The organism is Methylobacterium sp. J-078 (assembly GCF_022829285.1).
GTDB lineage: Bacteria > Pseudomonadota > Alphaproteobacteria > Rhizobiales > Beijerinckiaceae > Methylobacterium.
The window spans coordinates 75,167-99,199 of the sequence record NZ_JAKSYI010000132.1 but is presented as its reverse complement, the minus strand read 5'-3'; the positions used below and the strand labels follow the sequence as shown (position 1 = coordinate 99,199).

Here is a 24,033-nt window from a genome sequence, read left to right as displayed (position 1 = left end):
CGGATGCGAGTGGGCTCGCAGATGTGCAGGACGCCGGTGAACCCGGCACCCGCGGCCAGCCGTCCGGCTGTACAGCGGTGAGCACGGCGGCCACGCGCATGCCGGTACCTGCGCGAATGCGGGAACGCTGGGGCCTTCCGGCGCGGGTGGGCGCGGCGCTCGCCGTCGCGGCGGGACTGGCCTGGGCGGCGCATCGCCTCGCCGAGGAGCCGAACGGCGCCCGCCTGTCCCTGTCGCTGATCTTCGGGGCGCTGTTCGGCTTCGTGCTCCAGCGCAGCCGGTTCTGCTTCTACTGCCAGTGGCGGGACTTCCTGGTCGGGAGCGATTCACGCGGGATGCTCGGCATCCTCGCCGCCCTGGCGGCGGGGGTGGCGGGTTACGCCGTGATCCTCGGGGCCTGGATGCCCGACCCATCCGGGGCGCGGCTGCCGCCGGATGCCCATATCGGACCGGTCGGGCCGGTGCTGGCCCTCGCGGGCGCCGTGTTCGGGGCCGGCATGGCTGTGTCCGGCTCGTGCATCAGCGCGCATCTCTACCGCCTCGGCGAGGGCTCGCCGACCGCGCCCTTCGCTCTCCTCGGCACGGGGGTCGGCTTCGCACTCGGGTTCGCCACCTGGAACCCGCTCTACCTCGCGAGCGTCTCGGAGGCGCCGGTTCTCTGGCTCCCGCGTCATCTCGGCTATGGCGGAAGCCTCTTCGTCGCCCTCGCGCTCCTCGGCGTCCTCGCCCTGGCGCTCCTGCGCCGCCTGCCTGCCCGTGCCCCGGCGCCGGTCTCTGTCACGCCCTGGCAGGCCGTCTTCGTCGTTCGCTGGCCGGTCTGGCTCGGAGGCCTCGCCGTCGGCGCCCTCGCGACGCTGGCCTATCTGCGGATCGGGCCACTCGGGGTCACAACGGAGATCGGCGGGCGGACCCGGCAGGCGGCGGCAGGCCTCGGCCTGCTGCCGGACCGGCTCGAAGGTCTCGACGGCTTCCGGGGCTGCGCCACGGCCGTGCGCGACGCCCTGCTGACGCCCAACGGCCTGTTCATCGCCGGCCTCGTGCTGGCCGCCTTCGCCGCCGCCCTCGCGGCCGGTCAGTTCCGGCCTTCCCGCCCGACGCGGGGCCAGGCCCTGCGCGGCGTCGTGGGCGGCATCCTGCTGGGCTGGGGGGCCATGACCGGGCTCGGATGCAGCGTCGGCACGCTGCTCTCCGGCATCATGGCCGGCGCGGTCTCCGGCTGGGTGTTCGGCCTCGCGATGTTCGCGGGCGCCGCCGCGACACTCCGGCTCGGACGCCGCGCCCGCCTGCTGGCGTGAGCCCCCGCGAAGCCCTGGCGCGACGGGGCGGGGATTTAGCGGTGGCCACTCCGCGGGGCGCGCGATAGAGGAGCGCTCGCACGCAGCGTTCCCGTGGCCCGGCACCCCGACATGCACGCCCCCCCGCATCGCCTGCCCGCGCCGCTGCCGCCCATCGTGACGTACTGGGAGGGGCCGGTCAGCTGGCTCGAACGGCTCAGCGCGGCCTCCATCGTCGCCGCCGGCCACGAGTTGCGGATCTATACCCACACGATCGCCGACCTGCGCGCGCAGGGTCTGCCCGCCAGCGTGCACGACGTCCGCGAAATCCTCGGCCCCAACCCGATGGCGGACCTCTACCGCGCCCGCCGGTCCTACGCGTTCTATACCGACTACGTGCGGCTCGCCCTGCTGCGGAACGGTCGCGGCATCTGGTCGGACCTCGACTTCGTCTTCCGCCAGCCCCTGCGGACCGGAACGGAGGGGGACGACTACGTCTTCGGTTGGCTGAATCCGAACCGGATCAACAACGCCATCCTGCACGCGCCCGCGCAGTCGGAACTGATCGCGCGCTACTGGGAGGCGATCACCCGCGTGCCGATCCGGACGCCCTGGGCCACGGGGCATATCCGCGTGAAGCGGAGCCTCGAGATCCTGGCCGGCCGGCGCTTCCCGATCCATCCCGAGCGGCTGGCGATCGGCCCCCGGGCGCTGACCTACTTCATCCGCCGGCTCGGCCTGACACAGCACGCGCGGGCCAAACCGGCCTTCTATCCCCTCGACGACGACGAGGCCCACCTGCTGACGCAACCGGACGACGCCCCGGCCCGCGCCCGGATCACCGCCGAGACGGTGGCGGTCCATGCCTGGCGCGGCAAGCTCTGGTCGATCGGCCAGAGCGCGCCGCCCGCGCCCGCGTCCTGGCTCGGGCAGCGCCGCCGGGAGTTCGGCGTCTGAGCCGGGACCTCATGGATTCGGGCGGAACGCCAGGGAGGAGCCGGATGCGCCGGGCCACGTTCATCTGCGCGACCCGCGTGGAATTCGGCATCGACACGCCGGCCACGGTCGGGCTCGGCGGAATCGAGAGCACCAACATCGCCCTGGCCCGCGCCCTCGCGCGGCGGGGCTGGGCCGTCACCCTCGCCACCCGCCGCACAGGCAGCATGGAGCGGGACGGGGTCCTGAACGTCCCCCTGGCCGAGGCGGGGCGGCACCCCGCCGGCGCGGTGGTGACCAGCAACGACCCGCGGCCGCTGCGCGACTTCCCCGGCGCGCGCCGGATCGTCTGGGTGCACAACCCGATCAACCTGGAGAAGGCCCTCCGGAAGCGCTACCTGCTGCCGATCCTAGCCCTGCGCCCGGACGCGGTCTTCGTCGGCAGCATCGCGGCCGCCTCCATGTCCCCGGTCTTCGCCTATCGCCGCCGCCGGGTGATTCCGCACGGGATCGCGCCGGCCTTCCGCGAGCCCGAACCGACGCGCGGGACCGGCCGCGACTTCGTCTACGCCTCCCAACCCCAACGCGGGCTGGAGCGCGTCCTGACACTCTGGCGCACGGTACCGGCGATCGCCGCGACCGGGGCGCGGCTGCACGTCTTCGGCTCGGATTACCCGGCCTCGACCGACACCGGGGGGCCAGTGGTCTTCCATCCCCGCGTCGGCGCCGCCGCGCTGGCGGCTTTCTACGCCCGGGCGCGCGCGATGGTCTGCCCGGGCTCGGTGGACGAGACCTTCTGCCTCGCGGCGGCCGAGGCGCAGGCGATGGGCCTGCCGGTCATCACCGCCGGCATCGGCGCCCTGTCCGAGCGCGTGCAGCACGGGGTCAACGGCCTGATCGCCCCGACCGACCGCGATCTGGCCGAGGCGATCGTCATGGTGGCGGGCAATGACGCGGTCTGGTCCGCGCTCAGCGCCGGGGCGCTCCTGCAACGCACGGCGCTGACCTGGGAGCGGGCCGCCATCCTGTGGGAGGCGGTGCTCGACGACGCGCGGGCCTGAACGTCCTCAGACCGTTGCCTGCACCGGCGCATGCGCCTCGACGGCGCTGTCCTGGTCCACCAGCGGCTCCGGACGACGCCGGGACAGGGTGACGATCAGGACCGGCAGGATGAGGAGGATGAGCAGCGGCGCCAGGCTCATCCCGCCGACGACCACCAGCGCCAGCGGCTTCTGCACCTGCGAGCCGACGCCGTTGGAGAAGGCCGCCGGCAACAGGCCGACGCCGGCCACCACGCAGGTCATCACCACCGGGCGCATCTGGGTCAGACAGGTGCGCATCATCGCGCGCATGCGTTCCTCGCCCTCGGCGATGAGGCCATTGTAGTGCGAGAGCACGATGATCCCGTCCATCACCGCGATGCCGAGGAGCGCGATGAAGCCGATGGCGGCGGAGACGCTGAAGGGCGTCTCGGTGAGGACGAGGGCGAGCACGCCGCCCGCCACCGCCATGGGGATGACGCTCAGCGCGAGCAGCATGTCGGTGATGGAGCCGAAATTCACGAACAGCAGGATCGCGATCAGGCCGATCGCGATCGGCACCGTCACGGAGAGGCGCGCCAGTGCCCCCTGCATGTTGTTGAACTCGCCCACGAGTTCGAGGCGGTAGCCGCGCGGCAGGCTGACCTCGTTGGCCACGCGCTCGCGCGCCTCCAGGATCGCGCTGCCGAGGTCGCGGTCGCGCACGCTGAACTTCACCGGCAGGTAGCGCTCCTGCCCCTCCCGGTAGATGTAGGCCGGCCCGGAGACCAGGGCGACCTGGGCGACCTCGCTGAGGGGCACCTGCATCAGGACACCGCCCGGGCCTTGCCCCGAGATGCGCAGGCCACGGATCGAGGCCATGCTCTGCCGGAACTGCTCGGCGAGGCGGATGACGATGGGGTAATGGCGGTCCGAGCCGCTGTCGTAGAGGTCTCCGGCGCTGTCGCCGCCGATGGCGGTGCGGACCGTGGCGTTGATGTCGCCGGGGGTGAGGCCGTAGCGGGCCGCGCGGACGCGGTCGACGTCGATCTGCACCGTCGGCTGTCCGAGCGAGGTGAAGACGCCGAGATCGGTGACGCCGGGCACCTTGCGCAGGCTCGCCTCCACGCGGTTGGCGACCTCCGTAAGGGTTTCGAGGTCGGGCCCGAACACCTTGAAGGAGTTCTCGCCCTTGATGCCCGAGACCGCCTCCGCGACGTTGTCCTGGAGGTACTGCGAGACGTTGAACTCGACGCCGGGGAACTCCACGCGCAGCTTGTCGAGGAGGTCGCCGAGCATGTGCTCCTTGGTCATCCCGGCGCGCCACTTCTCGGTGGGCCTGAGGGGGGCGAAGAACTCGCCGTTGAAGAAGCCGGCCGCGTCCGTGCCGTCGTCCGGGCGACCGTGCTGCGAGACCACGCTCTCCACCTCCGGCACCGCCGCGATGATGCGGCGGATGCGGTTGACGTAGAGGTTGCCCTCTTCCAGCGAGATCGTCGCCGGCATGGTGGCGCGCAGCCAGAGGTTGCCCCTCTCGAGCTTGGGCAGGAATTCGAGGCCGAGCTGGCGCCCGGCGAGGCCGACGCCGGCGGTCAGGATCGCCGCGAGGCCGAGGGTGAGGAGCCGGTTGCCGAGGGCCGCCCGGATCGCCGGCCGGTAGAGCCGCTCCAGGGTCCGCACCAGGATGGTCTCGACCTCCTCGACGTGGTCCGGCAGCAGGTAGGCCGAGAGGACGGGCGTCACCGTGAAGGTGGCGATGAGTCCGCCGAGCAGCGCGTAGGCGTAGGTCTGCGCCATCGGCCCGAAGATGTGGCCCTCGACGCCCGTGAGCGTGAAGAGCGGCAGGAAGCCCGTCACGATGATGATGGCGGCGAACACGATGGAGCGGCTGACGTCGCTCGACGCCCCCACGATGCGGGCGAGCTTGCCCTTCAGGCCGGGGGGCGACCGATAGCCGGGCGGATCGCCGTGGCCGGACAGGCGCCGGAAGATCGCCTCCACCATGATGACGGTGCCGTCGACGATCAGTCCGAAATCGAGGGCGCCCACGGAGAGGAGATTGGCCGATTCGCCCCTGACCACCAGGATGATGACGGCGAAGAACAGCGCGAAGGGAATCGTCGCCACCACGATGAGGGCGCTGCGCAGGTTGCCGAGGAAGAGCCACTGCACGATGAGGATCAGCACGATGCCGACCAGCATGTTGTGCAGGACCGTGTGGGTGGTCACCGCGATGAGATCGGCCCGGTCGTAGATCCGCTCGATCTTCACGCCGGGCGGCAGCAGGCCCATGGCCTCGATGCGCGACACCTCGGCCTGCACCGCCTCGATGGTCGGCGTGCTCTCCTCGCCGCGCCGCATCAGCACGATGCCCTGCACGATGTCATCGTCGTCGTTCATGCCCGCGATGCCGAGGCGGGGCTGGTGTCCGATGGTGACGGTGGCGACGTCCTTGACCAGCACCGGTGCGCCGCCCGACTGCGTCAGCACGGTATCGCCGATGTCGTCGGTGGAGCGGATCAGGCCGACGCCGCGCACCACGGCGGACTGGGTGCCGAGGTTGATCCGGTTGCCGCCGACGTTGAGGTTGCTGTCGTTGAGGGTCTTGACGATGCCCGAGAGGGTCAGCCCGTAGGCGCTGAGGCGGTCGAGATCGACGGAGATGTCGAAGGTCTTGGTCTTGCCGCCCCAGCCGATCACGTCGATCACGCCCGGCACGGCGCGGAAGCGCCGGCGCAGTACCCAGTCCTGGAGGGATTTCAGGTCGAGGACGCTGTAGCCCTCCGGGGCGGTGAGCTTGTAGCGGAAGATCTCGCCGATCGGGCTCACGGGCGAGATGGTGGGCTTGGCCCCGTTGGGCAGGGCGTCGAGCTGGGCGAGGCGATTGAGCACCTGCTGCTCGGCCTCCCGGTAGCTGAACTCGAACCCGAACTGCAGCTTCACGTCCGAGAGGCCGTAGAGGGAGACGGAGCGCACCTGCTTCAGGTTGGGCAGGCCGGAGGTGATGACCTCGATGGGCACCGTGACGTAGCGCTCGATCTCCTCGCCCGAGAGTCCGTTGGCCTGGGTGATCACGTCGATCATCGGCGGGGTCGGGTCGGGATAGGCCTCGATGTTGAGGGTGCGGAACGCCACCAGCCCGCAGACGAGCAGGAGCACGAAGGCGAGCACCACCAGCGCACGCTGGCGCAGCGCGAGAGCGACGAGACCGTTCATGAAGGGTGTTTCCCCGCGGGTGGTGCGCTGACGGATCAGCTTCGCGTCAGCATGCGGTCGATGAACAGCGAGCCGCGCGAGATCACCCGCTCGCCCACCGCGAGCCCCTGCAGGATCTCGATGTTCCCGCCGTCGATGATGCCGGGCCTGACCCGGCGGCTCTGCACCGTGTTGCCGGCGCCCAGGACCCAGACGCTCGCCTTGGGGCCCTCCAGCACCACCGCGCTGCGGGGCACCGAGGGCGACACGGTCTCGCGCTCGTTGATGATGCGCACGCTGGCGTACATCTCCGGCTTCAGGAGGTTCTCGGTGTTGTCGATGTCGGCCCGCACGGTGATGCGGCGGGTCGCCGGATCGACGGAGGCGCCGATGAAGTTGATCTGGCCGTCGAAGACCCGCTCGGGGAAGGCGAGCACGCGGAACTTGATGCGGTCGCCGAGATCCACCCGCGCCGCGTCCGGCTCGCGCAGCTGCGCGATGAGCCAGACCTTGGAAAGGTCGCCGATGATGTAGGAGGGGTCGCCGCCGCCGCTGCCGACATACTGGCCGGGGCCGATCTTGCGCTGGATGATGGTGCCGTCGAGGGGCGCGTTGATCGCCGTCTCGGGGTTGATCGAGCCCTTCTGCAGGTTGGCGACCTCGTCGTCGCGCAGGCCGAGGATGCGCAGGCGGCTGCGTACCGCCTCCAGGCCCACCTCCGCCGTGCGGGCGTCGTTCGTGGTCGAGGTCAGGTCGTTCTGGGCGTTCTGGAGTTCGCGCAGGGTGGTGACGCGGGATTCGTAGAGGTCGCGCAGGCGCTTCTCGGCCGCCTGCGACAGGGCGAGTTGGGAGCGCGCCTTGTTCAGGACGTTCAGGGCGGCGAGGTAGTCGTTCTGGGCCTGGACCATCTCGTTGGCCTGGAGGGAGAACAGGCGCTGGCCCTTCTTCACCCGCTCGCCGGTGCGCGCGAAGATGGAGACCACGCGGCCGGGATAGGGCGAGAAGACCGGCGTGGCCTGGTACTCGTCGACGCCGATCTTGCCCTCGGTGGTGATCTCCTCGAAGAACAGGTGCTGCTCCACCGGCACCACGGTGACGGCGGCAAGCTGGTCCGCCGTGAGGACGAAATCGGCACCGGGCGCGGGCGCAGGCGCCGAATTGGCCGCGTTGGTCGGCGCAGCCCCGGCCTGGGTGCCGGCGGGGGTTCCGGCGAAGGTTCCGGGAAGCCAGAGGACGCCGGCGATGACCAGGACCGCGCCCGTCAGGATCGCGACCTGCGTGCGCTTCCGGAAACCGGTGACCGGGGCCAGCGGGGAGGCGTGTTCACTCATGCGACGGATCTCATGCCCAGCCGCAGCCGCGGACGGCACCGGCGGGATCGCGGCGCACGGCCGCACTCCAGTTCGATGCCGTGCGGCCGAAGGGCTCCAGGAGGAGTTTGACGCCCGGGCGTAGCGTCGATCTCTGACGCATTGATGAAGGTTGGCGTCGAAAACAAGGCGTGGCGCTGAGAATTCGCGCGGGTTGTTTCACGTGCGCGTGCGACACGCGAACCGGGCTGGAATTGCTCTGTGTGAAGGAACCTTCGTGTCCTCCGTGCGATGGCTCCGGGCCGACCGTCGCGAGGGCCTCGTCACGGGACGCGGATCGGATCACCCTCCAGAACGTCGGCCCGCCAGGGTCCTTGTCCATGTCATCTCCCGCCGACATCACATCTCGAGAGATCACCTTCGAGGAGATCCGCGAGCGCGCCTACGACCTGTGGGAGCGCCATCATCGCCCGGAGGGGTTCAGCATCGAACTCTGGCTGATGGCCGAGCGGGAGTTGCGGGCCGAACGGGAAGGGCGCCGCCGGCCCGGCAGGCCGGAGCCCGAATCCGCCCCGGCCCCGGCGGAGCCCGGCACGGCGGCGAAGGCTAAGGTCCCGCTGGAGCGGATCGCCTCCTGAGCGCGTCGGGCCTTCAGAACTCCATGCCGAACTTGACGCGCAGGTTCTGGCGCTCGAACTGGTCTAGGCCGAGCCTGCGCCCGGTGAGGTCGGGGGCGGTGTCCCGGCCCCAGACCTGCCCCGCATAGGCCACGGTCAGCCAGATCTTCTCGGTGAAGCGGTGGTGCAGGGCAGGCCCCAGAAAGAGGGCCTCGCTCTCCAGCTTGTTCAGGAACGTGCCCGCGTAGCCGCGCAGGTAGCGCAGTTCGGGTCCCAGATAGGTGCTCTCGCCGATCCGCGCGACGAGGGCGTTCGACCAGAGCAGGGTGGAGGAACGGTAGCCCGGGCCGTTGCCGCGCTGGCGCCCCGCCGCCGGCTCGAAGCTGAGATTGCCGCCGTACCAGAGCTTGTCCGGCACGAGTTGCACATCGAGCTGGAGCACGCTCTCCATGTCGAAGATGTCGGCGCCGTTGCCTTCGATGGGCAGGACCCGGCTGAAGCGCGGACGCAGCTCCACCGCAAGCCCCAGGGGCTGCTCGGCCGAGCCCTTCAGGAACTGGTACTTCACCTCCACCGAGATGCCGTCGAACGTGCCGTAGGTCTTGTCGTCGAGCCCGACGATGTTGCGGGACGTGCGCAGGTTGCCGAAGGCGCCGAGTTCGATGCTCAGCTTGTCGATGGGGTTGAACTGGTAGCCGAGCTTGGTGTCGAGGACGCGGTAGCGCGATCCGCCGGGGCCGGCGGCGCGCTTGCCGAAGCGGGACAGGGTGTCGACCACGACCTCCTGCTCGCCCTTCTCGCCGGCATCCGCCCCCTCGGTGAAGCCGAAGAGGTGCTCGGTGTCCACGTCCTTGGCGGAGCTCTGCCCCTTGTCGCCCGAGCTTGGCTTCTCCTTCCCATCGTCCTGTCCGGCCCGGGCCGGGTCCCCGCCCTGGAACGCCAGTATCGCGAGGGACATCACGGCCACACGGACAAGGTGAGCGGCAACCGGCTCAATGCAATTCGAAGACATGAAACGCCACCCCGCCCCGGTCGACCGGTCCCGGAAGAACCGACCGCCCGCGATGTCTTAGACACATGCGCGCGGAGCTTGCCTGCGCCTGAAAAAGCACAGCGCCGGGAAATGCCGAAGACCAGGGATTAATCCCCGATCCATCCGCCTATCCCCAGTGGTGCGGCGGAGCCGGGCCTTCCCACTCCGACTGCCCCGGTCTCGGCGACGTCGTGAATGGTTCGGGCATGGAACGGGGCGGGCGGGACGCTGTTTTCCTCCCGGCATCGGCTGGGAGAACATCATGCGGATCATGGCAACGGCATCGGCGCTCGCGCTCCTCACCTTCGGCAGCGTGGGGGCTGCGGAGGCCAAGGGCTGCATCAAGGGCGCCATCATCGGCGGCATCGCCGGCCATTACCTGGCCGAGCGCGGGGTCGTCGGTGCAGTGGCGGGCTGCCTCGGCGGCCGCTACCTCGCGAACCGCCAGGCCCGGCGCCAGCGCGAGATCGATTACGGCTCACGGGTCCAGCCCCGCGACACCGGCTACGGCCCAGGCCAGGGCTCCGGCCGCCGCAGCTACAGCTACTGACGACCGGGCGCCGCCGACGGGACCTTTCCCGGAGGGCGGCGTCAGGCCCCGATCGCGGCCTCGGGACGGACCGCGAACCAGAGCACGTGACGGGGGCCGAGAGGGCCCCCGTTCGCATGGATGCGTGCCTCGTCGACGGTGAAGCCGTGCAGGCGCAGCCGCGCCTTGAAGCGCCGGTCGGGCTTGCCCGACCAGACACCCAGGATGCCGCCGCGCGTCAGCGCGTAATGGGCGCGCCGCAGGCCCCAGCGGTCGTAGAGCCGGTCGTTCTCCCGCCGGGTCATGCCCGAGGGGCCGTTGTCGACGTCGAGCAGGATCGCGTCGAAGCGCTCGGGCCCCGACTGGATCACGCGGTTCACGTCGTCCTGGACGATCTCGACGCGTGGATCGTCGAGGCTGTCTCCGAACAGGTGCGCGAGGGGGCCGCGCGCCCAGGCCACCACGGCCGGGACGAGTTCGGCGACCACCACGCGGGCGTCCGGCCCCAGGGCATCGAGGGCGGCGCGCAGGGTGAAGCCCATGCCGAGACCGCCGATGAGGATGCGGGCGCGCGGACGATCCGACAAGCGGGCGCAGGCCATCGTCGCGAGCGCCTGCTCAGAGCGCCGGTCCAGGTTCGTCATCAGCTCCGCCTTGCCCACCTGGATCGAGAAGGCCTCGTCCTGCCGCAGGAGGTGGAGAGTGGTGCCCGTCCCGGGGATGGGCGCGCTGTCGAGGTGAACCCAGGGACTCGCGGACATCAAGGTGAGGCTCCGGACGCGGCGTGGCCGCGAGGCCTCGGCCAAAACCGGAGGCCGCGTCAAGCTCAAGCCTCCCTGGAGTCTCACGCGTGCGGCTACGCCCCGCGGATCAGACCAGGGCGCCGGATTGCGCCGGCGCGGCCGCACGGGTGGCGTCAGGCCCTACGTTGGGGGTCTCGGCGGCGTCGCGCTCCGCCGCCGGAGGCACGGCGCGGCGCTCCAGGGTGGCGATGGTGCGGAAGGCCAGGACGATGCCGGCCAGACCGAACAGGACCGAGCCGAGGCCGACGCCCGCGATGACGCCCTTCGGCCCGTAGAGATGCGCGCCGAGGAGGGCGGGCGGCACCGTCCCCAGGGTGGCGCGGCCCCAGTTCAGGGCGGTGGAGTAGAACGGGAAGCCGAGGTTGTTGAAGGAGGCGTTGGCCAGGAACAGCAGACCGGTGAAGAACCAGACGCCGCCGCTGACGAGGCAGAAGAACGTGAAGAGTTCGGCCGCCAGGCCCTGAAGGGCGAACAGGCGCGTCAGCGGCCCGGCCCCGAGGGCCAGGGCGACCCAGACCACGAGGACGTAGGCGGCCGTGACCAGGGTGCCGTCGCGCAGCACGCCGCGCATCCGGTCGAAGCGCCCCGCGCCCCAGTTCTGCCCGAGGATCGGGCCGATGGAGCCCGACATGGCGAACAGGCCCCCGAAGGCCACGGGGGTGAGGCGGTCGACCACTACGTTGCCCGCCACCGCCACGGCGCCGAACTTGGCGAGCGCGTGCGCGATGAAGGCGCTGGCCACGGAGGGCGCGAGGTTGGTGAGCACGGCGGGCAGGGCGATGCGCATCATCACGGGGGCGTCCGCGACCACGTGGGCCAGGCTGGGCCGGGCGAGGAGGCGGTGCTGGCGCACGCCCCAGAGGCCCACCAGCGCGAAGGTGGCGCGGGCCACGCAGGTGGTGATGGCGGCCCCGTCCACGCCGAGCCCCGCCCCGAAGATCAGCAGCGGGTCGAGGCCGGCAGTGACGATGGCTCCACCGAGGGTGACGTACATGGCCCGGCGCGCGGCCCCGACGGCGCGCAGCAGGCCGGAGAACATCATGCCCGGCCCCATCAGGAGGTTGGAGGGCAGGGTGATCCAGAGGAAGCGGATCGCCACCGGCATGGTCTCGGCATCGGCGCCGATCCAGCCCAGGAAACTCGGCAGGAAAGGCAGCATCAGGAGGATCAGGGCGCCCGAGACCACGAGGCCGTGAATGGTTCCGGAGGTGGCGAGGCGCCGCGCACCCGCCTCGTCCCCGGCGCCGATCGCCCGCGAAACCAGGGCACCGGCCGCGATCATCAGGCCGATGTTGATGGCGATGGCGAAGAACTGGACGATGGTGGCGAAGCCCACCGCCGCGGTCAGGCTGGGATCGCCGAGCTTCGAGACGTAGAGCAGCGACAGGAAGTCGACGACGAAGATCGCCATCAGCCCCACCGAGCCGGTGGCGCTCATCGTCACCACGTGACGCAGGATCGAGCCGTGGACGAAGCGCGCGGAGTCTCGGGTCGCCTCAGGCATCCGAATGGGCGTCCTGAGCGGCGTGCGCCGGGGTTTGGGCGGCCGGCGCTTCGAGGGTGCGCGTGGCCGCCTCGCGCGTCTTCGACCCGATGATGCCGCGGGTCTCGGCATTGAGGGCCCGGGAGGGCCGCTGCGGCTCCGTCAACGGCTCCGGCTTGATCTCGGAGACACCGCGCGTCCAGAACGTGGCGTCCGGCGCGGCGCCGGCCTGCTGCAGCACGAGGCGGGCGACGTCGCGCTTGCGCACGTCCTCGGCGGTGGCCGCCGCCGCCTCGGCGCTGAGGCCGAGGCCCTCCAGGGTGGCGCGCCCGAAGGCGAGGGCGGACTCCACCGTTTCGCGCAGCTGGAAATCCACGTCGCGGTTCATGAGTTCGACCGCGTGCATGCGGTCGTAGGCCCGCACGTAGGTGCGCACGCTGGCGAACTCCTCGTGCACGATGTCGACGATCTTGAGGGCCGCCTCGCCATCGTCGACGCAGACGCACAGGAGTTCGGCCCGGCCGATGCCGGCGGCACGCAGCACGTCGAGGCGGGTGCCGTCGCCGTAATAGATGCGGAAGCCGAAGCGGGAGGCGCTCCGGATCTGCTCCACGTCCTTGTCGATCACCGTGACGCTGATGCCCTCCGCGAGCAGCACCTGGGTCAGGATCTGCCCGAAGCGCCCGAAGCCGACCACGAGGACGCGGGCCTCGGTGCTCTCGATCGCCTCCGGCGTGGCCTCCGGCCCCTCGGGACGCCGGGCCAGCACGGTGTCGAGGGCCTTGGCGGCCACCGGGCCGACCAGCATGGTCAGGGCCGCCAGCGCCACGGCGAAGCGCGTGCTCGCCGAATCGATCAGGCCGAGCTCGCCGCCGGCCGGCAGCAGCACGAAGGCGAACTCGCCCGCCGGAGCCAGGATGGCGCCGCCCCGCACCGCGTCGAGCCAGGGCGAGCCGAACAGGCGGAACAGGCCGGCGACCAGCGCGACCTTGAGCAGGATCGCGCCCGCCGTTGCGCCGAGCAGGGTCGGCCACTCGGCCTTGAGCAGGCCGCCGTCGATCGACATGCCGACGCTCATGAAGAACAGGCCGAGCAGCATGCCGCGGAAGGGCTCGATATCGGCCTCGAGCTGGTGGCGGAAGTTCGATTCGGCCAGCAGTACGCCGGCCAGGAAGGCGCCCATCGCCATCGACAGGCCGACATGCTCCATCAGCATCGCGGTGCCGAGCACCACCAGGAGGGCCGCCGCCGTCATGACCTCGCGGGCGCCGCTGGCGGCGAGCAGGCCGAAGAACGGGTTGAGGCCGTAGCGCCCGACCAGCACCACGGCGAGGATCGCCGCGCCCACCGTGCCGGTGGATTGCAGGGCGGTGAGCAGCCAGCCGTCGCCGCCGCTCGGGCCGGACGCGGCGAAGAGCGGCATCAGCGCCAGGATCGCCACGACGGAGATGTCCTGGAACAGCAGCACCGCGAAGGCGCGCCCGCCATAGGGCGTGCCCATGTCGCCGCGCTCTTCCAGGAGCTGCAGGGCGACCGCCGTGGCCGAGAGCGCCAGCGCGATGCCGATGACGAGGCTCGCCGAAGGCTTGGCGCCCATCAGGATGCCGACGCCGGCGAGTGCCACCGAGCAGACGAGGAGCTGGGCGGTGCCGAGTCCGAAGATGTCGCGCCGCATCGAGACGAGGCGCGAGATCTGGAGTTCGAGCCCGACGATGAAGAGCAGCAGCACGACGCCGAGTTCGGCGACGCTCGCCGCCGTCTCGGGCTCGGCGATCAGCGAGAAGCCGAAAGGCCCGATCACCACGCCCGCCACGAGGTAGCCGAGCACGGCGCTCTGCCCGATGAGGCGGAAGATCGGCACGCCGATCACCGCCGCCGACAGGAACGTCAGCACGGGCGGCAGGAAGCTGACGTGGGTCGCGGCGCTCGCCATGGGACTCCGAGGCTGGAGGGGTCTTGCGCTGGAAGAGGTCTTGAATGGAATGTTTTGCTCTGCAGGATGTATCCCGGCCCGAAGACGCCGAACGCGATGGGATCCGATACGAGCCTGCCGAGCGGTCCGTCTTAACCATCGGGGAACCCCACGTCACGTCGGCGGCACACGACGGCGCTCCCCAGGGCGTCCCGCCGTGCGAATCAGCACTTGGGATGGATCACGGTGGCCAAAACCCGATGGAACCATGCGTCGGCAACGGTCTATCGAATGTCCTGATCCGTGGACGCATCTCGCGTCAGCGGTCGGGGTCGTGGTCAGGGACGACGGTCACGAGCGACCCGGAGCCATCGTGACCGACCATCCAGACGCTTTTAACCCATGGCGTCTCACCTGAAGGGGTCGCGAGACGGCCGATGCAAGTCACGATCCGGGCGCCGAACTCCGTCGGGACGACCTCCCACCTGCGTGAAGCCAATGCCTGAGCGAAGACGGCGGATGCGAAGTCTTCCGCAGTGTCGGGCTAGTAACCGAAGCTGCGGAAGAACCGCGCTTTCGCACCGCCCTTCGGATGCTCGGAATTGAGCAGATACCGGGAAATCTTGTCACTCGGGATCGTCAGTTTGCCGGGAAGAGGAGGCCCGTCGCTCAACGAGCGCTGGCCCTCGCGAGCGACAACATGTCGGCCGTGACCATCGCCATGGCGCCCATGGGCTGGGGAAACTCGACGAGATAGGCAAGGCCGCCTGAAAGAACACCGACCACGGTGCCTTCCGTACCCGCCGCGATGGCCTCGCCCGTCATGGCGACGGCAGGCCCGAGCAGCAGCACATCATCCAGGTCCCGAAGTCCGGGCTGGTCCTTGCGGAGCAGAAAATGCGTCTCGATCGACATGCGTGTCAGGATACGCGTCGGCCCCGCTCTGGCAAGGCGCCCGGGAACGAACGCGCGGCACAGAAGCCGAGGTCCCTGCGGGCCATCGGCTCCACCCTCCATCGGGTCCGCGCTCGTCAAAGACTGCGACGGCGCGCGCCCCACCGCTCGTTTCGGCGGCCGACGAGGAAGCTCGACGCGTCGCCCTCCAGAAGCAGCATCTCGGAATCGAGGACGTCCTGCCGCACGAGGCCGATGTCCCGGAGTTCGCGGTCGGACATCCGCGAGAGCTGACCGACCACGCGGCGGTTGATGGCGGCGCGCGATACGCCGGCGGCGAGGCGGCCCATCAGCCCGCCGAGCCAGGCCCTGGCGAACCAAGTCCCGGCGAAGAGGCGCGCCTTGGTGCTGGTGGGTGCAGCCGAGTGCCGGCACGTGGAGGTGATTCTCGGAGTGGTGACGACGCCCATGATGCATGTCCCTGCCCGACGCCCGGTCTCAGGGGGCGTCGATCCCGGGACCATGCGTGGCGGGGACTGGTAGCGACAGGGACAATCCAGTACGGTTCGGCTGAATTGTCCGGTCCAAGGAGCAGGACAGATGAAGGCCTCACCCCTGTCGGCCCCTACCCTGGTCGAGACCGTGGCGGCCTCGATCGCCGAGCGGATCGCGGGGCGCCAGCTCATGCCGGGCGCGCGCCTGCCGTCCGTGCGCGCCTTCGCGGAGGCCATGGGCGTATCGAAATCCACCGTGGTCGAGGCCTATGACCGCCTCGGGGCCGAGGGGGCCATCGTGGCTCGCCGGGGCTCCGGCTTCTACGTGGCCGGCAAGACCCGCCCGCTCTGCCTGAAGACCGTGGGGCCGCAGCTCGACCGGGCGGTGGACCCGCTCTGGATCACCCGCCAGTCCATGCAGGCGGGGCCGGACCTCGTGATGCCGGGCTCCGGCTGGCTCCCGGCGGCCTGGATGCCGGACGCGGCGATCCGGCGGGGCCTGCGGCAGCTGGCACGCGGCGGGGAAGCCAACCTCGTCGCGCACGACCAGCCCCTCGGCTTCCCGCCCCTGCGGGCGCAGATCGCCCGGCGCCTGGCCGAGAAGGGCGTCGAGGTGGGCGCGGATCAGGTCGTGCTGGTGGATTCGGCGACGCAGGCGGTGGACCTGCTCTGCCGCTTCCTGCTCGAACCGGGCGACGCCGTTCTGGTGGATGACCCCTGCTACTTCAACTACCACGCCCTGCTGCGCGCCCACCGCGCGCGGATCGTGGGCGTGCCGCTGACGCGATCCGGCCCGGATCTCGCCGCCCTCGACGCCCTGATGGCCGAGCACCGGCCCCGCTTCTACCTCATCAATTCCGCGCTCCAGAATCCCACGGGCTCGACCCTGGCGCCGGCGACCGCGCATCGCGTGCTCAAGCTCGCGGAGGCCCACGACACCCTGATCATCGAGGACGACATCTTCGGGGATTTCGAGGTCGAGCCCTCGCCGCGCCTGGCCGGCTTCGACGGCCTGGAGCGGGTGATCCAGGTCGGCAGCTTCTCGAAGACGCTCTCGGCGGCCGTGCGCTGCGGGTTCGTCGCCCTGCGCGAGGACTGGGTGGAGCCGCTCATCGACCTCAAGCTCGCCATGAGCCTCGGCAACAGCCACCTGTCGGCGAGCCTGATGCACGGCCTTCTCACGGACGGCACCTATCGCCGCCACCTCGGGGAGGTCCGCGAAAAGCTCGCGCGGGCCATGGCGCCGGCCTTACGCCGGCTGGAAGCCTGCGGGCTGACGGCCTGGCTGGAGCCGGCCGGCGGCTTCTTCCTCTGGATGCGCCTGCCCGCGGGCGTGGATTCGGCGGACGTCGCCCGGCGCGCCCTGGCCCGCGGGCTCGTGCTCGCCCCGGGGGGTGCCTTCAGCCCCTCGTCGCTGGGCGACAGCTTCCTGCGCTTCAACGTGGCCCAATGCGCCGATCCGCGCATGATCCCGATGCTGGAGGCCGCCCTGGCCGAATGCGCGGCTTGAGGTCCGGTCGGAACGGCCCGGGGCCGGTTTTCGGGACGGAATCCGGGTCCTGTGTGCCACGCGGACCCGGTTTCGCGGGCCCATGGGTGCCCGCGCCGGAGTTTTCCGCTATGACAGGTTGACAGGGGCGTCCCCGCCTCGCCACATCCCGGCTATCATGAGCGACGCGAATCCGACGACCTCCCCCGTCCCCAGCGATGCGGCGAAGCCCCCCCTGGAGATCCTGCTCTGCGCGCCGCGCGGCTTCTGCGCCGGCGTCGTGCGGGCCATCGACGTGGTGGAACGTGCGCTGGCCATCTACGGACCCCCGGTCTACGTCCGTCACGAGATCGTGCACAACAAGTACGTGGTCGAGAGCCTGAAGCGGAAGGGCGCCGTGTTCGTGCGCGAGCTCGACGAGGTTCCGGACGGCTCCGCCCCGGTGATCTTCTCCGCCCACGGCGTCGCCAAGACGGTACCGCACAACGCCGATTCGCGTGGCCTCACCACCATCGACGCCACCTGCCCCCTGGTGACCAAGGTCCACCGCGAGGCCGAGATCCACCACAAGCGCGGCCGCCACGTGCTGCTCGTCGGCCATTCCGGCCACCCCGAGGTCGTCGGCACCATGGGCCAGCTGCCCAAGGGCTCGATCACCCTGGTGGAAGACCTTGAGCAGATCGCCGCCTTGGAGCCGGAGAACCGCGACAACCTCGCCTGGGTGACGCAGACCACCCTGTCGGTGGACGACACCCGGCACATCGTTGCGGCGCTGAAGGAGAAGTTCCCGACCATCACCGGACCGCACAAGGACGACATCTGCTACGCCACCACCAACCGCCAGGAAGCGGTGAAGCAGGTGGCCCCGCTGGTCGACGCGGTCATCGTGGTCGGCTCCTCGAACTCCTCGAACTCGCAGCGCCTGCGCGAGGTCGCCGAGCGCGTCGGCTGTCCGATCACCCGCCTCGTGCTGCGCGCCGAGGAGATCGACTGGCCAGCCTTCGAGGGCGTGCGCCGGCTCGGCCTCACCGCCGGCGCCTCGGCACCCGAGGTGCTGGTCGAGGAGATCATCGACGCCTTCGCGGCCCGCTACACCGTGACGGTGGACACGGTCTCGACGGTGGTGGAGGACATGTCCTTCCCGTTGCCGCGCGAGCTGCGCAGCGAAGCCGCCGAATAACGGCCGTTCCCACAGCCGAAACCATCCGCAGGGGCGCCGTTCGGCGCCCTTGTCCTTTTTCCGCCCCCGAGATGTTAAGCGAAGCGCCGTGGCCGTCTACACCGAGGTCTCCGACGAGGCGCTGACCGCCTTCCTCTCCGCCTACGAGATCGGCACGTTGCTCTCGTACAAGGGCATCGCCGAGGGCGTCGAGAACACCAACTTCTTCCTGCACACCACCGCCGGCTCCTACATCCTCACGCTCTACGAGAAGCGGGTGCGGGTCGAGGACCTGCCGTTCTTCCTCAACCTGATGGAGCATCTCGCCGCGCGCGGGCTCGCCTGTCCGCAGCCGATCCGCAACCGGGCCGGCGTGTCCTTGAGCGAACTCTGCGGCCGCCCGGCCGTCATCGTCAGCTTCCTGGAGGGCGTCTCGGTCAAGCGCCCCGGGATCGACCATTGCCGGGCGCTGGGAGGCGCGCTCGCGGGCCTGCACGCGGCGGGCGCCGATTTCGGCATGCGCCGGGACAACAATCTCTCTGTGGAATCCTGGGGGCCGCTGTTCCACGGCGCCGAGGCCCAGGCCGACACGGTCTCGCCCGGCCTCGCCGCGCGGGTGCGCGGGGATCTCGCCGTGCTCCAGGCCGGCTGGCCGTCAGGCCTACCCACGGGCGTGATTCACGCTGACCTCTTCACCGACAACGTGTTCTTCATCGGCGACGCCCTGTCGGGGCTGATCGACTTCTACTTCGCCTGCACCGACGCCTTCGCGTACGATCTGGCGATCTGCCTGAACGCCTGGTGCTTTGAGTCCGACGGCAGCTTCGACCGGGACAAGGGCGCGGCCCTCATCGCCGGCTACGAAGCGGTGCGCCCCCTGACCGCGGCCGAGGTGGAGGCCCTGCCGATCCTGTGCCGGGGCGCGGCCCTGCGCTTCCTGCTGACCCGCCTCGTGGACTGGCTCGACGTGCCGCCCGGCGCCCTGGTGCAGCCCAAGGACCCGCTGGAATACGACCGCCGGCTGACGTTCCACCGCACGGCGACGCAAGCGGCCGATTACGGCTGGGGCGGGTAGGGAGGCTCGGCCTCACCGGGTCCGGTCCATGGGGCACGAACCAGTGAGCGCATTTCCCTCGTCCCCGCGTGCGGGGCGAGGGGACGCGCACCGAGCGATGCGCGAACGTAGGTGCGATCCTCGCTCAGATCACTTTCAGCAAGGCTTCCGCCCCGGAAACCTCGGTCTTGGCCGGGGAATCCTCGACGTTGAGCACCCGCACCACGCCGTCCTCGACCAGCATGGCGTAGCGCTTCGAGCGCGGGCCGAGGCCGAAGCCGGCGCCGTCCATGTCGAGGCCGATGGCCTTGGCGAACTCGGCGTTGCCGTCGGCCAGGAATTCGATGCCCTCGGCGCCACTGGCCTTCTGCCAGGCGTCGAGCACGAAGACGTCGTTGACGGAGGTCACCGCCACGGCGTCGACGCCGCGCGCCTTGATCTCGGCCTGCTTCTCCACGAAGCCGGGGAGGTGGTTGCGGTGGCAGCTCGGCGTGAAGGCGCCGGGTACGCCGACGAGGACGACGCGGCGCCCCTTGAAGAGGTCGTCGGTGGTCTTGGCCTCGGGGCCGTCCGCGCCGCTCACGCGGAAGGTCACCTGGGGAAGGTGGTCGCCAACCTGGATCGTCATCCGTCGTCTCCTGAACGCTCGCGGGCGCGCCCGGCACCCGCTCTGCGGGGCGGCCTCGTGCGGTTGCGTCTAGCTCGCGGGGCCGGACCTGTCGAGTTCGCGTGAATGGAGCGCGGGGGCTCTCGCATCGCGGCGCCCTGGACAACGCCGCCCGCCCGCGTAGCATGCGGGGATGCAGACCTCCCGGCCCCGAGCTTCCCGGCCTCATATGGGTGACACCGCCTATCTCGACGGTCAGTTCCTGGTGGCGATGCCGGGGCTCACGGATTCCCGTTTCGCCCGCTCGGTGATCTACCTCTGCGCCCACTCGGCGGACGGGGCGATGGGCATCATCCTGAACAAGCCGGTATCGGACCTCAACATGCCGGACCTGCTGATCCAGCTCGACATCGCCAGCGAGACGGATGCGATCCGCCTGCGCGAGCGGGTCGGCCACATGCCGGTGCTGATGGGCGGGCCGGTGGACGCAAAGCGCGGCTTCGTGCTCCACACGGACGACTTTCACATCGACCAGTCCACGCTGATCATCGACGACGGCATCTGCCTGACCGCGACGGTGGACATCCTGCGCGCCATCGCCTCCGGCGATGGGCCCGCCAGCGCGGTGCTGGCGCTGGGCTATGCCGGCTGGCAGGCGGGCCAGCTCGAGAACGAGATCCTGGCCAATGGCTGGCTGATCTGCCCGGCCGACCCGGAGATGATCTTCCACACGGCCCTGGACGCCAAGTACGAGCGCACGCTGCGCAACAACGGCATCGATCTGGCCATGCTGTCGGTGAGCGCCGGGCACGGCTGAGGGCCGTGCGCCCGGAACCGCCTATTGCTCCACGAAGGGCGAGCCGCCGGCATCCGGGTTCATGCCCTCCACCGGCGGCTTGCGGCGTGGACGCGGGGTCGTCGCCGTGGCGGTGGGCGCCGCCGTGCTGGTGTTGACGCCGAGGCGGGTGGCGAGCGCCAGGGCCCGCGCCTCGGTGAAGCGCAGGTTGCAGAACCCATGGGCACCCTCGCGGGCATAGGTTCGGCAGAGCTGCTCGCGGTCGGAGGAGAACGCCGCCTGCTCGGTCACCACGGGGCGCAGGTCCTGTCCCTTCAGGCGCTGGCTCATCAGCTTGTAGTTCTCGCGCACCGCCCGGTCGGCGCCGCCCCGCGCGCCCTCGAACTCGCCGGCACGGGCGATCAGGCTCGCGGCGGGCGGTCCCCACAGGCCGGTCGGCGTCGTGGCGCAATCGGCTGCCGCGAAGGTGCAGACGGAGCCCGAGAGCGCCCGCACCAGCACGGCCCCGTCGAGCACGTCCAGGCGCAAGGGACACTCGCCGCCCGCCACCTCGAAGCGGCCGACGCCCTCGGGCCGACCTTCCGCGGAAACGGCCACCGGTGCGCCGCCGTTGAGGGGAACCTTGCAGGCCTCCACGGGCTGCGAGATCTTGTTGCCCGGCAGCGTGATCCGGGCGGTGGTGCCGGCGCCGGACTTCTCGAGCTTCAGGCTCCCCGTGAGCCCGTTGAGCTGCAGGTCCTGGCCCATCACGTTGTCCTCCGAGGGCGCCTTCAGCACCACGGGCTGGCGGGGCACCGGCGGCGCCTTCGGGACCTCCGCCGCCGGGGGCGGGGCCTCGCCCGGAGGGGGTGCCACGGGGGCGCTCGGCACGCCGCGCGGCGGCACCGGGGGCTTGGCGGCCCGCCCGATCCCGAACAATTCCTCGAAGAACGACTGCGCGGCGGCCGGCTGGGAGATGGACGCCAGGCACGGCGGAAGCAGGAGTGGCAGAAGAAGTACGCGGGACAGACGCATCGAGACTTTCGGGCCTATGGCGGGGGAGGCGGACGGATGCGCAGCCAAGCACTTTCACCACACACTTACCATGTGTGCACAGCCGCGCCATGGCACGAATGGGCGAACGCCACGCTCGAACGCTTCGTCCACGACTCTCTGGCGCGGCTCCGCCGAGAGCACGTGCGGCGCCCCGGCGCGACCCAGCGAGCGCATCAGAGCGTCAACGCCGGTCCGAACGATCGGATGCGCAGCGCCGCGCGCCGTCGCCTTGCGGCCTCGCGACACCCTTCTTATATCGGCCGAGACGCGGGATTAAGACCCGGCTCCGTACCGATCCGGGGTGCGAACCGGTGCCCAACCCCGTTCTCACACATTCAGTTTTGCACAGCCATGGGCCGAGCTGCTTCGGGGCTCGGCGGTCTGCTTGACCAAACGACAACAGAGGGATCCCACCATGGGTAAAGTTATCGGTATCGACCTCGGCACCACCAATTCCTGCGTGGCCGTCATGGAAGGCACGCAGCCCAAGGTCGTCGAGAATTCGGAAGGCGCGCGCACCACGCCGTCCATCGTCGCCTTCACGGACGAGGGCGAGCGTCTCGTCGGTCAGCCGGCCAAGCGCCAGGCGGTCACGAACCCCGAGCGCACCTTCTTCGCCATCAAGCGTCTCGTCGGTCGCACCTACGACGACCCGATGACGCAGAAGGACAAGGGCCTCGTGCCCTATTCGATCGTACGCGGCGACAACGGCGACGCCTGGGTCGAGGCGGACGGCAAGAAGTATTCGCCTTCGCAGATCTCCGCCTTCACCCTGCAGAAGATGAAGGAGACCGCTGAGGCGCATCTCGGCCAGCCCGTGACCCAGGCCGTCATCACGGTGCCCGCCTACTTCAACGACGCCCAGCGCCAGGCCACCAAGGACGCGGGCAAGATCGCCGGCCTCGAGGTGCTGCGCATCATCAACGAGCCGACGGCCGCGGCCCTCGCCTACGGCCTCGACAAGAAGAAGGCCGGCACCATCGCGGTCTACGACCTCGGCGGCGGCACCTTCGATGTCTCGATCCTCGAGATCGGTGACGGCGTGTTCGAGGTGAAGTCGACGAACGGCGACACCTTCCTGGGCGGCGAGGACTTCGACAACCGCGTGGTCGAGTACCTGACCTCCGAGTTCAAGCGCGAGCAGGGCATCGACCTGACGAAGGACAAGCTCGCCCTGCAGCGCCTCAAGGAAGCCGCCGAGAAGGCCAAGATCGAGCTGTCCTCGGCGACCCAGACCGAGATCAACCTGCCCTACATCACGGCCGACGCCACCGGCCCGAAGCACCTCGCGCTCAAGCTCAGCCGCGCCAAGTTCGAGTCCCTCGTGGACGATCTCGTGCAGCGCACGATCGAGCCCTGCCGCAAGGCCCTCAAGGATGCCGGCGTCTCGGCCTCCGAGATCGACGAGGTCGTGCTCGTCGGCGGCATGATCCGCATGCCGAAAATCCAGGAAGTGGTGAAGTCCTTCTTCGGCAAGGAGCCCCATAAGGGCGTCAACCCGGATGAGGTCGTGGCCATCGGCGCGGCGGTCCAGGCCGGCGTGCTCCAGGGCGACGTCAAGGACGTGCTGCTCCTCGACGTGACCCCGCTGTCGCTCGGCATCGAGACCCTCGGCGGCGTGTTCACCCGCCTGATCGACCGCAACACCACGATCCCGACGAAGAAGAGCCAGACCTTCTCGACGGCCGAGGACAACCAGAACGCGGTCACCATCCGGGTCTTCCAGGGTGAGCGCGAGATGGCGGCCGACAACAAGATGCTCGGCCAGTTCGACCTGATGGGCATTCCGCCGGCCCCGCGCGGCATGCCGCAGATCGAGGTGACCTTCGACATCGACGCCAACGGCATCGTCAACGTGACGGCCAAGGACAAGGCGACGAACAAGGAGCACCAGATCCGCATCCAGGCCTCGGGCGGTCTGTCCGACGCCGACATCGAGAAGATGGTCAAGGATGCCGAGGCCAATGCCGAGGCGGACAAGAAGCGCCGCGAGCTCGTCGAGGTGAAGAACCAGGGCGAGAGCCTCGTCCACGCCACCGAGAAGTCGGTCAAGGAGTACGGCGACAAGGTCTCGGCCGACGACAAGGGCGCCATCGAGACCGCGATCACGGCGCTCCGCACGGCCCTGGACGGCGACGACGTGGAGGTCATCAAGGCGCGCACCACAGACGTGATGCAGGCCTCGATGAAGCTCGGTGAGGCCATGTACGCCGCCAACCAGGCCGGTGAGACGGACGCCGCGGCGGGCACCGGCGAGGCCAAGAAGGACGACGTCATCGACGCCGACTTCCAGGAAGTCGATGACAAGGACCAGAAGAAGCGCGCATAACGCCTTCATCTGAGCGCGGGGCCGGAGCGATCCGGCCCCGCGTCATGTCTCGCTCCTGCCGACAG

At 70.2% G+C, this 24,033-nt stretch carries 21 protein-coding genes; 10 read left to right on the top strand and 11 right to left on the bottom strand.

Going from position 1 to position 24,033, the window contains the following annotated elements:
• The first annotated feature begins 116 nt into the window (after positions 1 to 116).
• The 3 genes from MKK58_RS23180 to MKK58_RS23170 all read left to right on the top strand — a co-directional run bounded on the left by MKK58_RS23180 (position 117) and on the right by MKK58_RS23170 (position 3,271).
• On the top strand, positions 117 to 1,295 hold the full coding sequence (locus MKK58_RS23180) for a YeeE/YedE family protein (protein WP_243915248.1): 1,179 nt from the start codon (positions 117 to 119) through the stop codon (positions 1,293 to 1,295).
• Between the two features lie 111 nt (positions 1,296 to 1,406).
• Positions 1,407 to 2,231, top strand: coding sequence for a hypothetical protein (locus MKK58_RS23175; RefSeq protein WP_243915246.1), 825 nt, complete (start codon positions 1,407 to 1,409; stop codon positions 2,229 to 2,231).
• A 44-nt stretch (positions 2,232 to 2,275) separates the two neighbouring features.
• Complete coding sequence (locus tag MKK58_RS23170; RefSeq protein WP_243915244.1) at positions 2,276 to 3,271, top strand: glycosyltransferase family 4 protein; 996 nt, start codon at positions 2,276 to 2,278, stop codon at positions 3,269 to 3,271.
• A 6-nt stretch (positions 3,272 to 3,277) separates the two neighbouring features.
• On the opposite strand, the gene MKK58_RS23165 is transcribed toward MKK58_RS23170, so the two are convergent.
• Both MKK58_RS23165 and MKK58_RS23160 read right to left on the bottom strand, forming a co-directional pair.
• Positions 3,278 to 6,445 carry an efflux RND transporter permease subunit gene (locus MKK58_RS23165; protein WP_243915242.1) on the bottom strand — a complete coding sequence of 1,056 codons (3,168 nt, stop codon included), beginning with the start codon at positions 6,443 to 6,445 and terminating at the stop codon, positions 3,278 to 3,280.
• A 35-nt stretch (positions 6,446 to 6,480) separates the two neighbouring features.
• Complete coding sequence (locus MKK58_RS23160; protein ID WP_243915240.1) at positions 6,481 to 7,755, bottom strand: efflux RND transporter periplasmic adaptor subunit; 1,275 nt, start codon at positions 7,753 to 7,755, stop codon at positions 6,481 to 6,483.
• 359 nt (positions 7,756 to 8,114) lie between these two features.
• On the opposite strand from MKK58_RS23160, the gene MKK58_RS23155 reads away from it, so the two are divergent.
• Complete coding sequence (locus MKK58_RS23155; RefSeq protein WP_243915237.1) at positions 8,115 to 8,372, top strand: DUF2934 domain-containing protein; 258 nt, start codon at positions 8,115 to 8,117, stop codon at positions 8,370 to 8,372.
• Between the two features lie 13 nt (positions 8,373 to 8,385).
• Here the strand turns inward: MKK58_RS23155 and MKK58_RS23150 are convergent, their stop codons facing one another.
• Positions 8,386 to 9,309, bottom strand: coding sequence for a hypothetical protein (locus tag MKK58_RS23150; protein ID WP_243915235.1), 924 nt, complete (start codon positions 9,307 to 9,309; stop codon positions 8,386 to 8,388).
• A 337-nt stretch (positions 9,310 to 9,646) separates the two neighbouring features.
• Here MKK58_RS23150 and MKK58_RS23145 point away from each other — a divergent pair, with 337 nt between their 5' ends.
• Entirely contained in the window at positions 9,647 to 9,934 is a 288-nt protein-coding gene (locus tag MKK58_RS23145; RefSeq protein WP_243915233.1) for a hypothetical protein, read from the top strand.
• Between the two features lie 41 nt (positions 9,935 to 9,975).
• Here MKK58_RS23145 and MKK58_RS23140 read toward each other — a convergent pair whose 3' ends face one another.
• From MKK58_RS23140 to MKK58_RS23120, 6 genes are all read right to left on the bottom strand, one after another.
• On the bottom strand, positions 9,976 to 10,674 hold the full coding sequence (locus tag MKK58_RS23140) for a spermidine synthase (protein WP_243915232.1): 699 nt from the start codon (positions 10,672 to 10,674) through the stop codon (positions 9,976 to 9,978).
• Between the two features lie 109 nt (positions 10,675 to 10,783).
• Positions 10,784 to 12,220: an MATE family efflux transporter gene (locus MKK58_RS23135; RefSeq protein WP_243915229.1), complete on the bottom strand. Its 1,437-nt coding sequence runs from the start codon at positions 12,218 to 12,220 to the stop codon at positions 10,784 to 10,786.
• Positions 12,213 to 14,132, bottom strand: a complete 1,920-nt coding sequence (locus MKK58_RS23130; protein WP_243915228.1) for a monovalent cation:proton antiporter-2 (CPA2) family protein — start codon at positions 14,130 to 14,132, stop codon at positions 12,213 to 12,215. Before MKK58_RS23130 ends, MKK58_RS23135 begins: the two co-directional genes overlap by 8 nt.
• A 523-nt stretch (positions 14,133 to 14,655) precedes the next feature.
• Complete coding sequence (locus tag MKK58_RS27180; RefSeq protein ID WP_409565301.1) at positions 14,656 to 14,784, bottom strand: DUF6883 domain-containing protein; 129 nt, start codon at positions 14,782 to 14,784, stop codon at positions 14,656 to 14,658.
• Positions 14,781 to 15,026: a DUF4926 domain-containing protein gene (locus MKK58_RS23125; protein WP_243915226.1), complete on the bottom strand. Its 246-nt coding sequence runs from the start codon at positions 15,024 to 15,026 to the stop codon at positions 14,781 to 14,783. The genes MKK58_RS27180 and MKK58_RS23125 overlap by 4 nt, the downstream gene beginning before the upstream one ends.
• A gap of 116 nt (positions 15,027 to 15,142) precedes the next feature.
• A complete protein-coding gene (locus MKK58_RS23120; RefSeq protein ID WP_243915224.1) occupies positions 15,143 to 15,475 on the bottom strand; it encodes a DUF1127 domain-containing protein in 333 nt (110 codons plus the stop codon).
• 130 nt (positions 15,476 to 15,605) lie between these two features.
• Here MKK58_RS23120 and MKK58_RS23115 point away from each other — a divergent pair, with 130 nt between their 5' ends.
• From MKK58_RS23115 to thrB, 3 genes are all read left to right on the top strand, one after another.
• A complete protein-coding gene (locus tag MKK58_RS23115) occupies positions 15,606 to 17,009 on the top strand; it encodes a PLP-dependent aminotransferase family protein (protein ID WP_243915222.1) in 1,404 nt (467 codons plus the stop codon).
• Positions 17,010 to 17,166: 157 nt separating this feature from the next.
• Positions 17,167 to 18,168 carry a 4-hydroxy-3-methylbut-2-enyl diphosphate reductase gene (gene ispH, locus MKK58_RS23110; protein WP_243915220.1) on the top strand — a complete coding sequence of 334 codons (1,002 nt, stop codon included), beginning with the start codon at positions 17,167 to 17,169 and terminating at the stop codon, positions 18,166 to 18,168.
• Between the two features lie 88 nt (positions 18,169 to 18,256).
• The gene (gene thrB / locus MKK58_RS23105; protein WP_243915218.1) at positions 18,257 to 19,222 is read left to right on the top strand and encodes a homoserine kinase; all 966 of its coding nucleotides are present in this window, start codon (positions 18,257 to 18,259) and stop codon (positions 19,220 to 19,222) included.
• Positions 19,223 to 19,346: 124 nt separating this feature from the next.
• On the opposite strand, the gene MKK58_RS23100 is transcribed toward thrB, so the two are convergent.
• The gene (locus MKK58_RS23100; protein ID WP_243915216.1) at positions 19,347 to 19,829 is read right to left on the bottom strand and encodes a peroxiredoxin; all 483 of its coding nucleotides are present in this window, start codon (positions 19,827 to 19,829) and stop codon (positions 19,347 to 19,349) included.
• 172 nt (positions 19,830 to 20,001) lie between these two features.
• Between MKK58_RS23100 and MKK58_RS23095 the strand changes: the two genes are divergently transcribed.
• Entirely contained in the window at positions 20,002 to 20,625 is a 624-nt protein-coding gene (locus tag MKK58_RS23095; RefSeq protein ID WP_409565300.1) for a YqgE/AlgH family protein, read from the top strand.
• A gap of 21 nt (positions 20,626 to 20,646) precedes the next feature.
• Here MKK58_RS23095 and MKK58_RS23090 read toward each other — a convergent pair whose 3' ends face one another.
• The gene (locus tag MKK58_RS23090) at positions 20,647 to 21,618 is read right to left on the bottom strand and encodes a hypothetical protein (protein WP_243915208.1); all 972 of its coding nucleotides are present in this window, start codon (positions 21,616 to 21,618) and stop codon (positions 20,647 to 20,649) included.
• A gap of 436 nt (positions 21,619 to 22,054) precedes the next feature.
• On the opposite strand from MKK58_RS23090, the gene dnaK reads away from it, so the two are divergent.
• A complete protein-coding gene (gene dnaK, locus MKK58_RS23085; protein ID WP_243915206.1) occupies positions 22,055 to 23,968 on the top strand; it encodes a molecular chaperone DnaK in 1,914 nt (637 codons plus the stop codon).
• Positions 23,969 to 24,033: the final 65 nt, after the last annotated feature.

What these genes read in the sequence shown, in the direction of transcription:
- MKK58_RS23180 (WP_243915248.1), top strand. Translation starts at nt 117, where the DNA reads ATGCGGGAACGCTGGGGCCTTCCGGCGCGGGTGGGCGCGGCGCTCGCC.
- MKK58_RS23175 (WP_243915246.1), top strand. Translation starts at nt 1,407, where the DNA reads ATGCACGCCCCCCCGCATCGCCTGCCCGCGCCGCTGCCGCCCATCGTG.
- MKK58_RS23170 (WP_243915244.1), top strand. Translation starts at nt 2,276, where the DNA reads ATGCGCCGGGCCACGTTCATCTGCGCGACCCGCGTGGAATTCGGCATC.
- MKK58_RS23165 (WP_243915242.1), bottom strand. Translation starts at nt 6,445, where the DNA reads ATGAACGGTCTCGTCGCTCTCGCGCTGCGCCAGCGTGCGCTGGTGGTG.
- MKK58_RS23160 (WP_243915240.1), bottom strand. Translation starts at nt 7,755, where the DNA reads ATGAGTGAACACGCCTCCCCGCTGGCCCCGGTCACCGGTTTCCGGAAG.
- MKK58_RS23155 (WP_243915237.1), top strand. Translation starts at nt 8,115, where the DNA reads ATGTCATCTCCCGCCGACATCACATCTCGAGAGATCACCTTCGAGGAG.
- MKK58_RS23150 (WP_243915235.1), bottom strand. Translation starts at nt 9,309, where the DNA reads ATGTCCCTCGCGATACTGGCGTTCCAGGGCGGGGACCCGGCCCGGGCC.
- MKK58_RS23145 (WP_243915233.1), top strand. Translation starts at nt 9,647, where the DNA reads ATGCGGATCATGGCAACGGCATCGGCGCTCGCGCTCCTCACCTTCGGC.
- MKK58_RS23140 (WP_243915232.1), bottom strand. Translation starts at nt 10,674, where the DNA reads ATGTCCGCGAGTCCCTGGGTTCACCTCGACAGCGCGCCCATCCCCGGG.
- MKK58_RS23135 (WP_243915229.1), bottom strand. Translation starts at nt 12,220, where the DNA reads ATGCCTGAGGCGACCCGAGACTCCGCGCGCTTCGTCCACGGCTCGATC.
- MKK58_RS23130 (WP_243915228.1), bottom strand. Translation starts at nt 14,132, where the DNA reads ATGGCGAGCGCCGCGACCCACGTCAGCTTCCTGCCGCCCGTGCTGACG.
- MKK58_RS23125 (WP_243915226.1), bottom strand. Translation starts at nt 15,026, where the DNA reads ATGTCGATCGAGACGCATTTTCTGCTCCGCAAGGACCAGCCCGGACTT.
- MKK58_RS23120 (WP_243915224.1), bottom strand. Translation starts at nt 15,475, where the DNA reads ATGGGCGTCGTCACCACTCCGAGAATCACCTCCACGTGCCGGCACTCG.
- MKK58_RS23115 (WP_243915222.1), top strand. Translation starts at nt 15,606, where the DNA reads ATGAAGGCCTCACCCCTGTCGGCCCCTACCCTGGTCGAGACCGTGGCG.
- ispH (WP_243915220.1), top strand. Translation starts at nt 17,167, where the DNA reads ATGAGCGACGCGAATCCGACGACCTCCCCCGTCCCCAGCGATGCGGCG.
- MKK58_RS23100 (WP_243915216.1), bottom strand. Translation starts at nt 19,829, where the DNA reads ATGACGATCCAGGTTGGCGACCACCTTCCCCAGGTGACCTTCCGCGTG.
- MKK58_RS23095 (WP_409565300.1), top strand. Translation starts at nt 20,002, where the DNA reads ATGCAGACCTCCCGGCCCCGAGCTTCCCGGCCTCATATGGGTGACACC.
- MKK58_RS23090 (WP_243915208.1), bottom strand. Translation starts at nt 21,618, where the DNA reads ATGCGTCTGTCCCGCGTACTTCTTCTGCCACTCCTGCTTCCGCCGTGC.
- dnaK (WP_243915206.1), top strand. Translation starts at nt 22,055, where the DNA reads ATGGGTAAAGTTATCGGTATCGACCTCGGCACCACCAATTCCTGCGTG.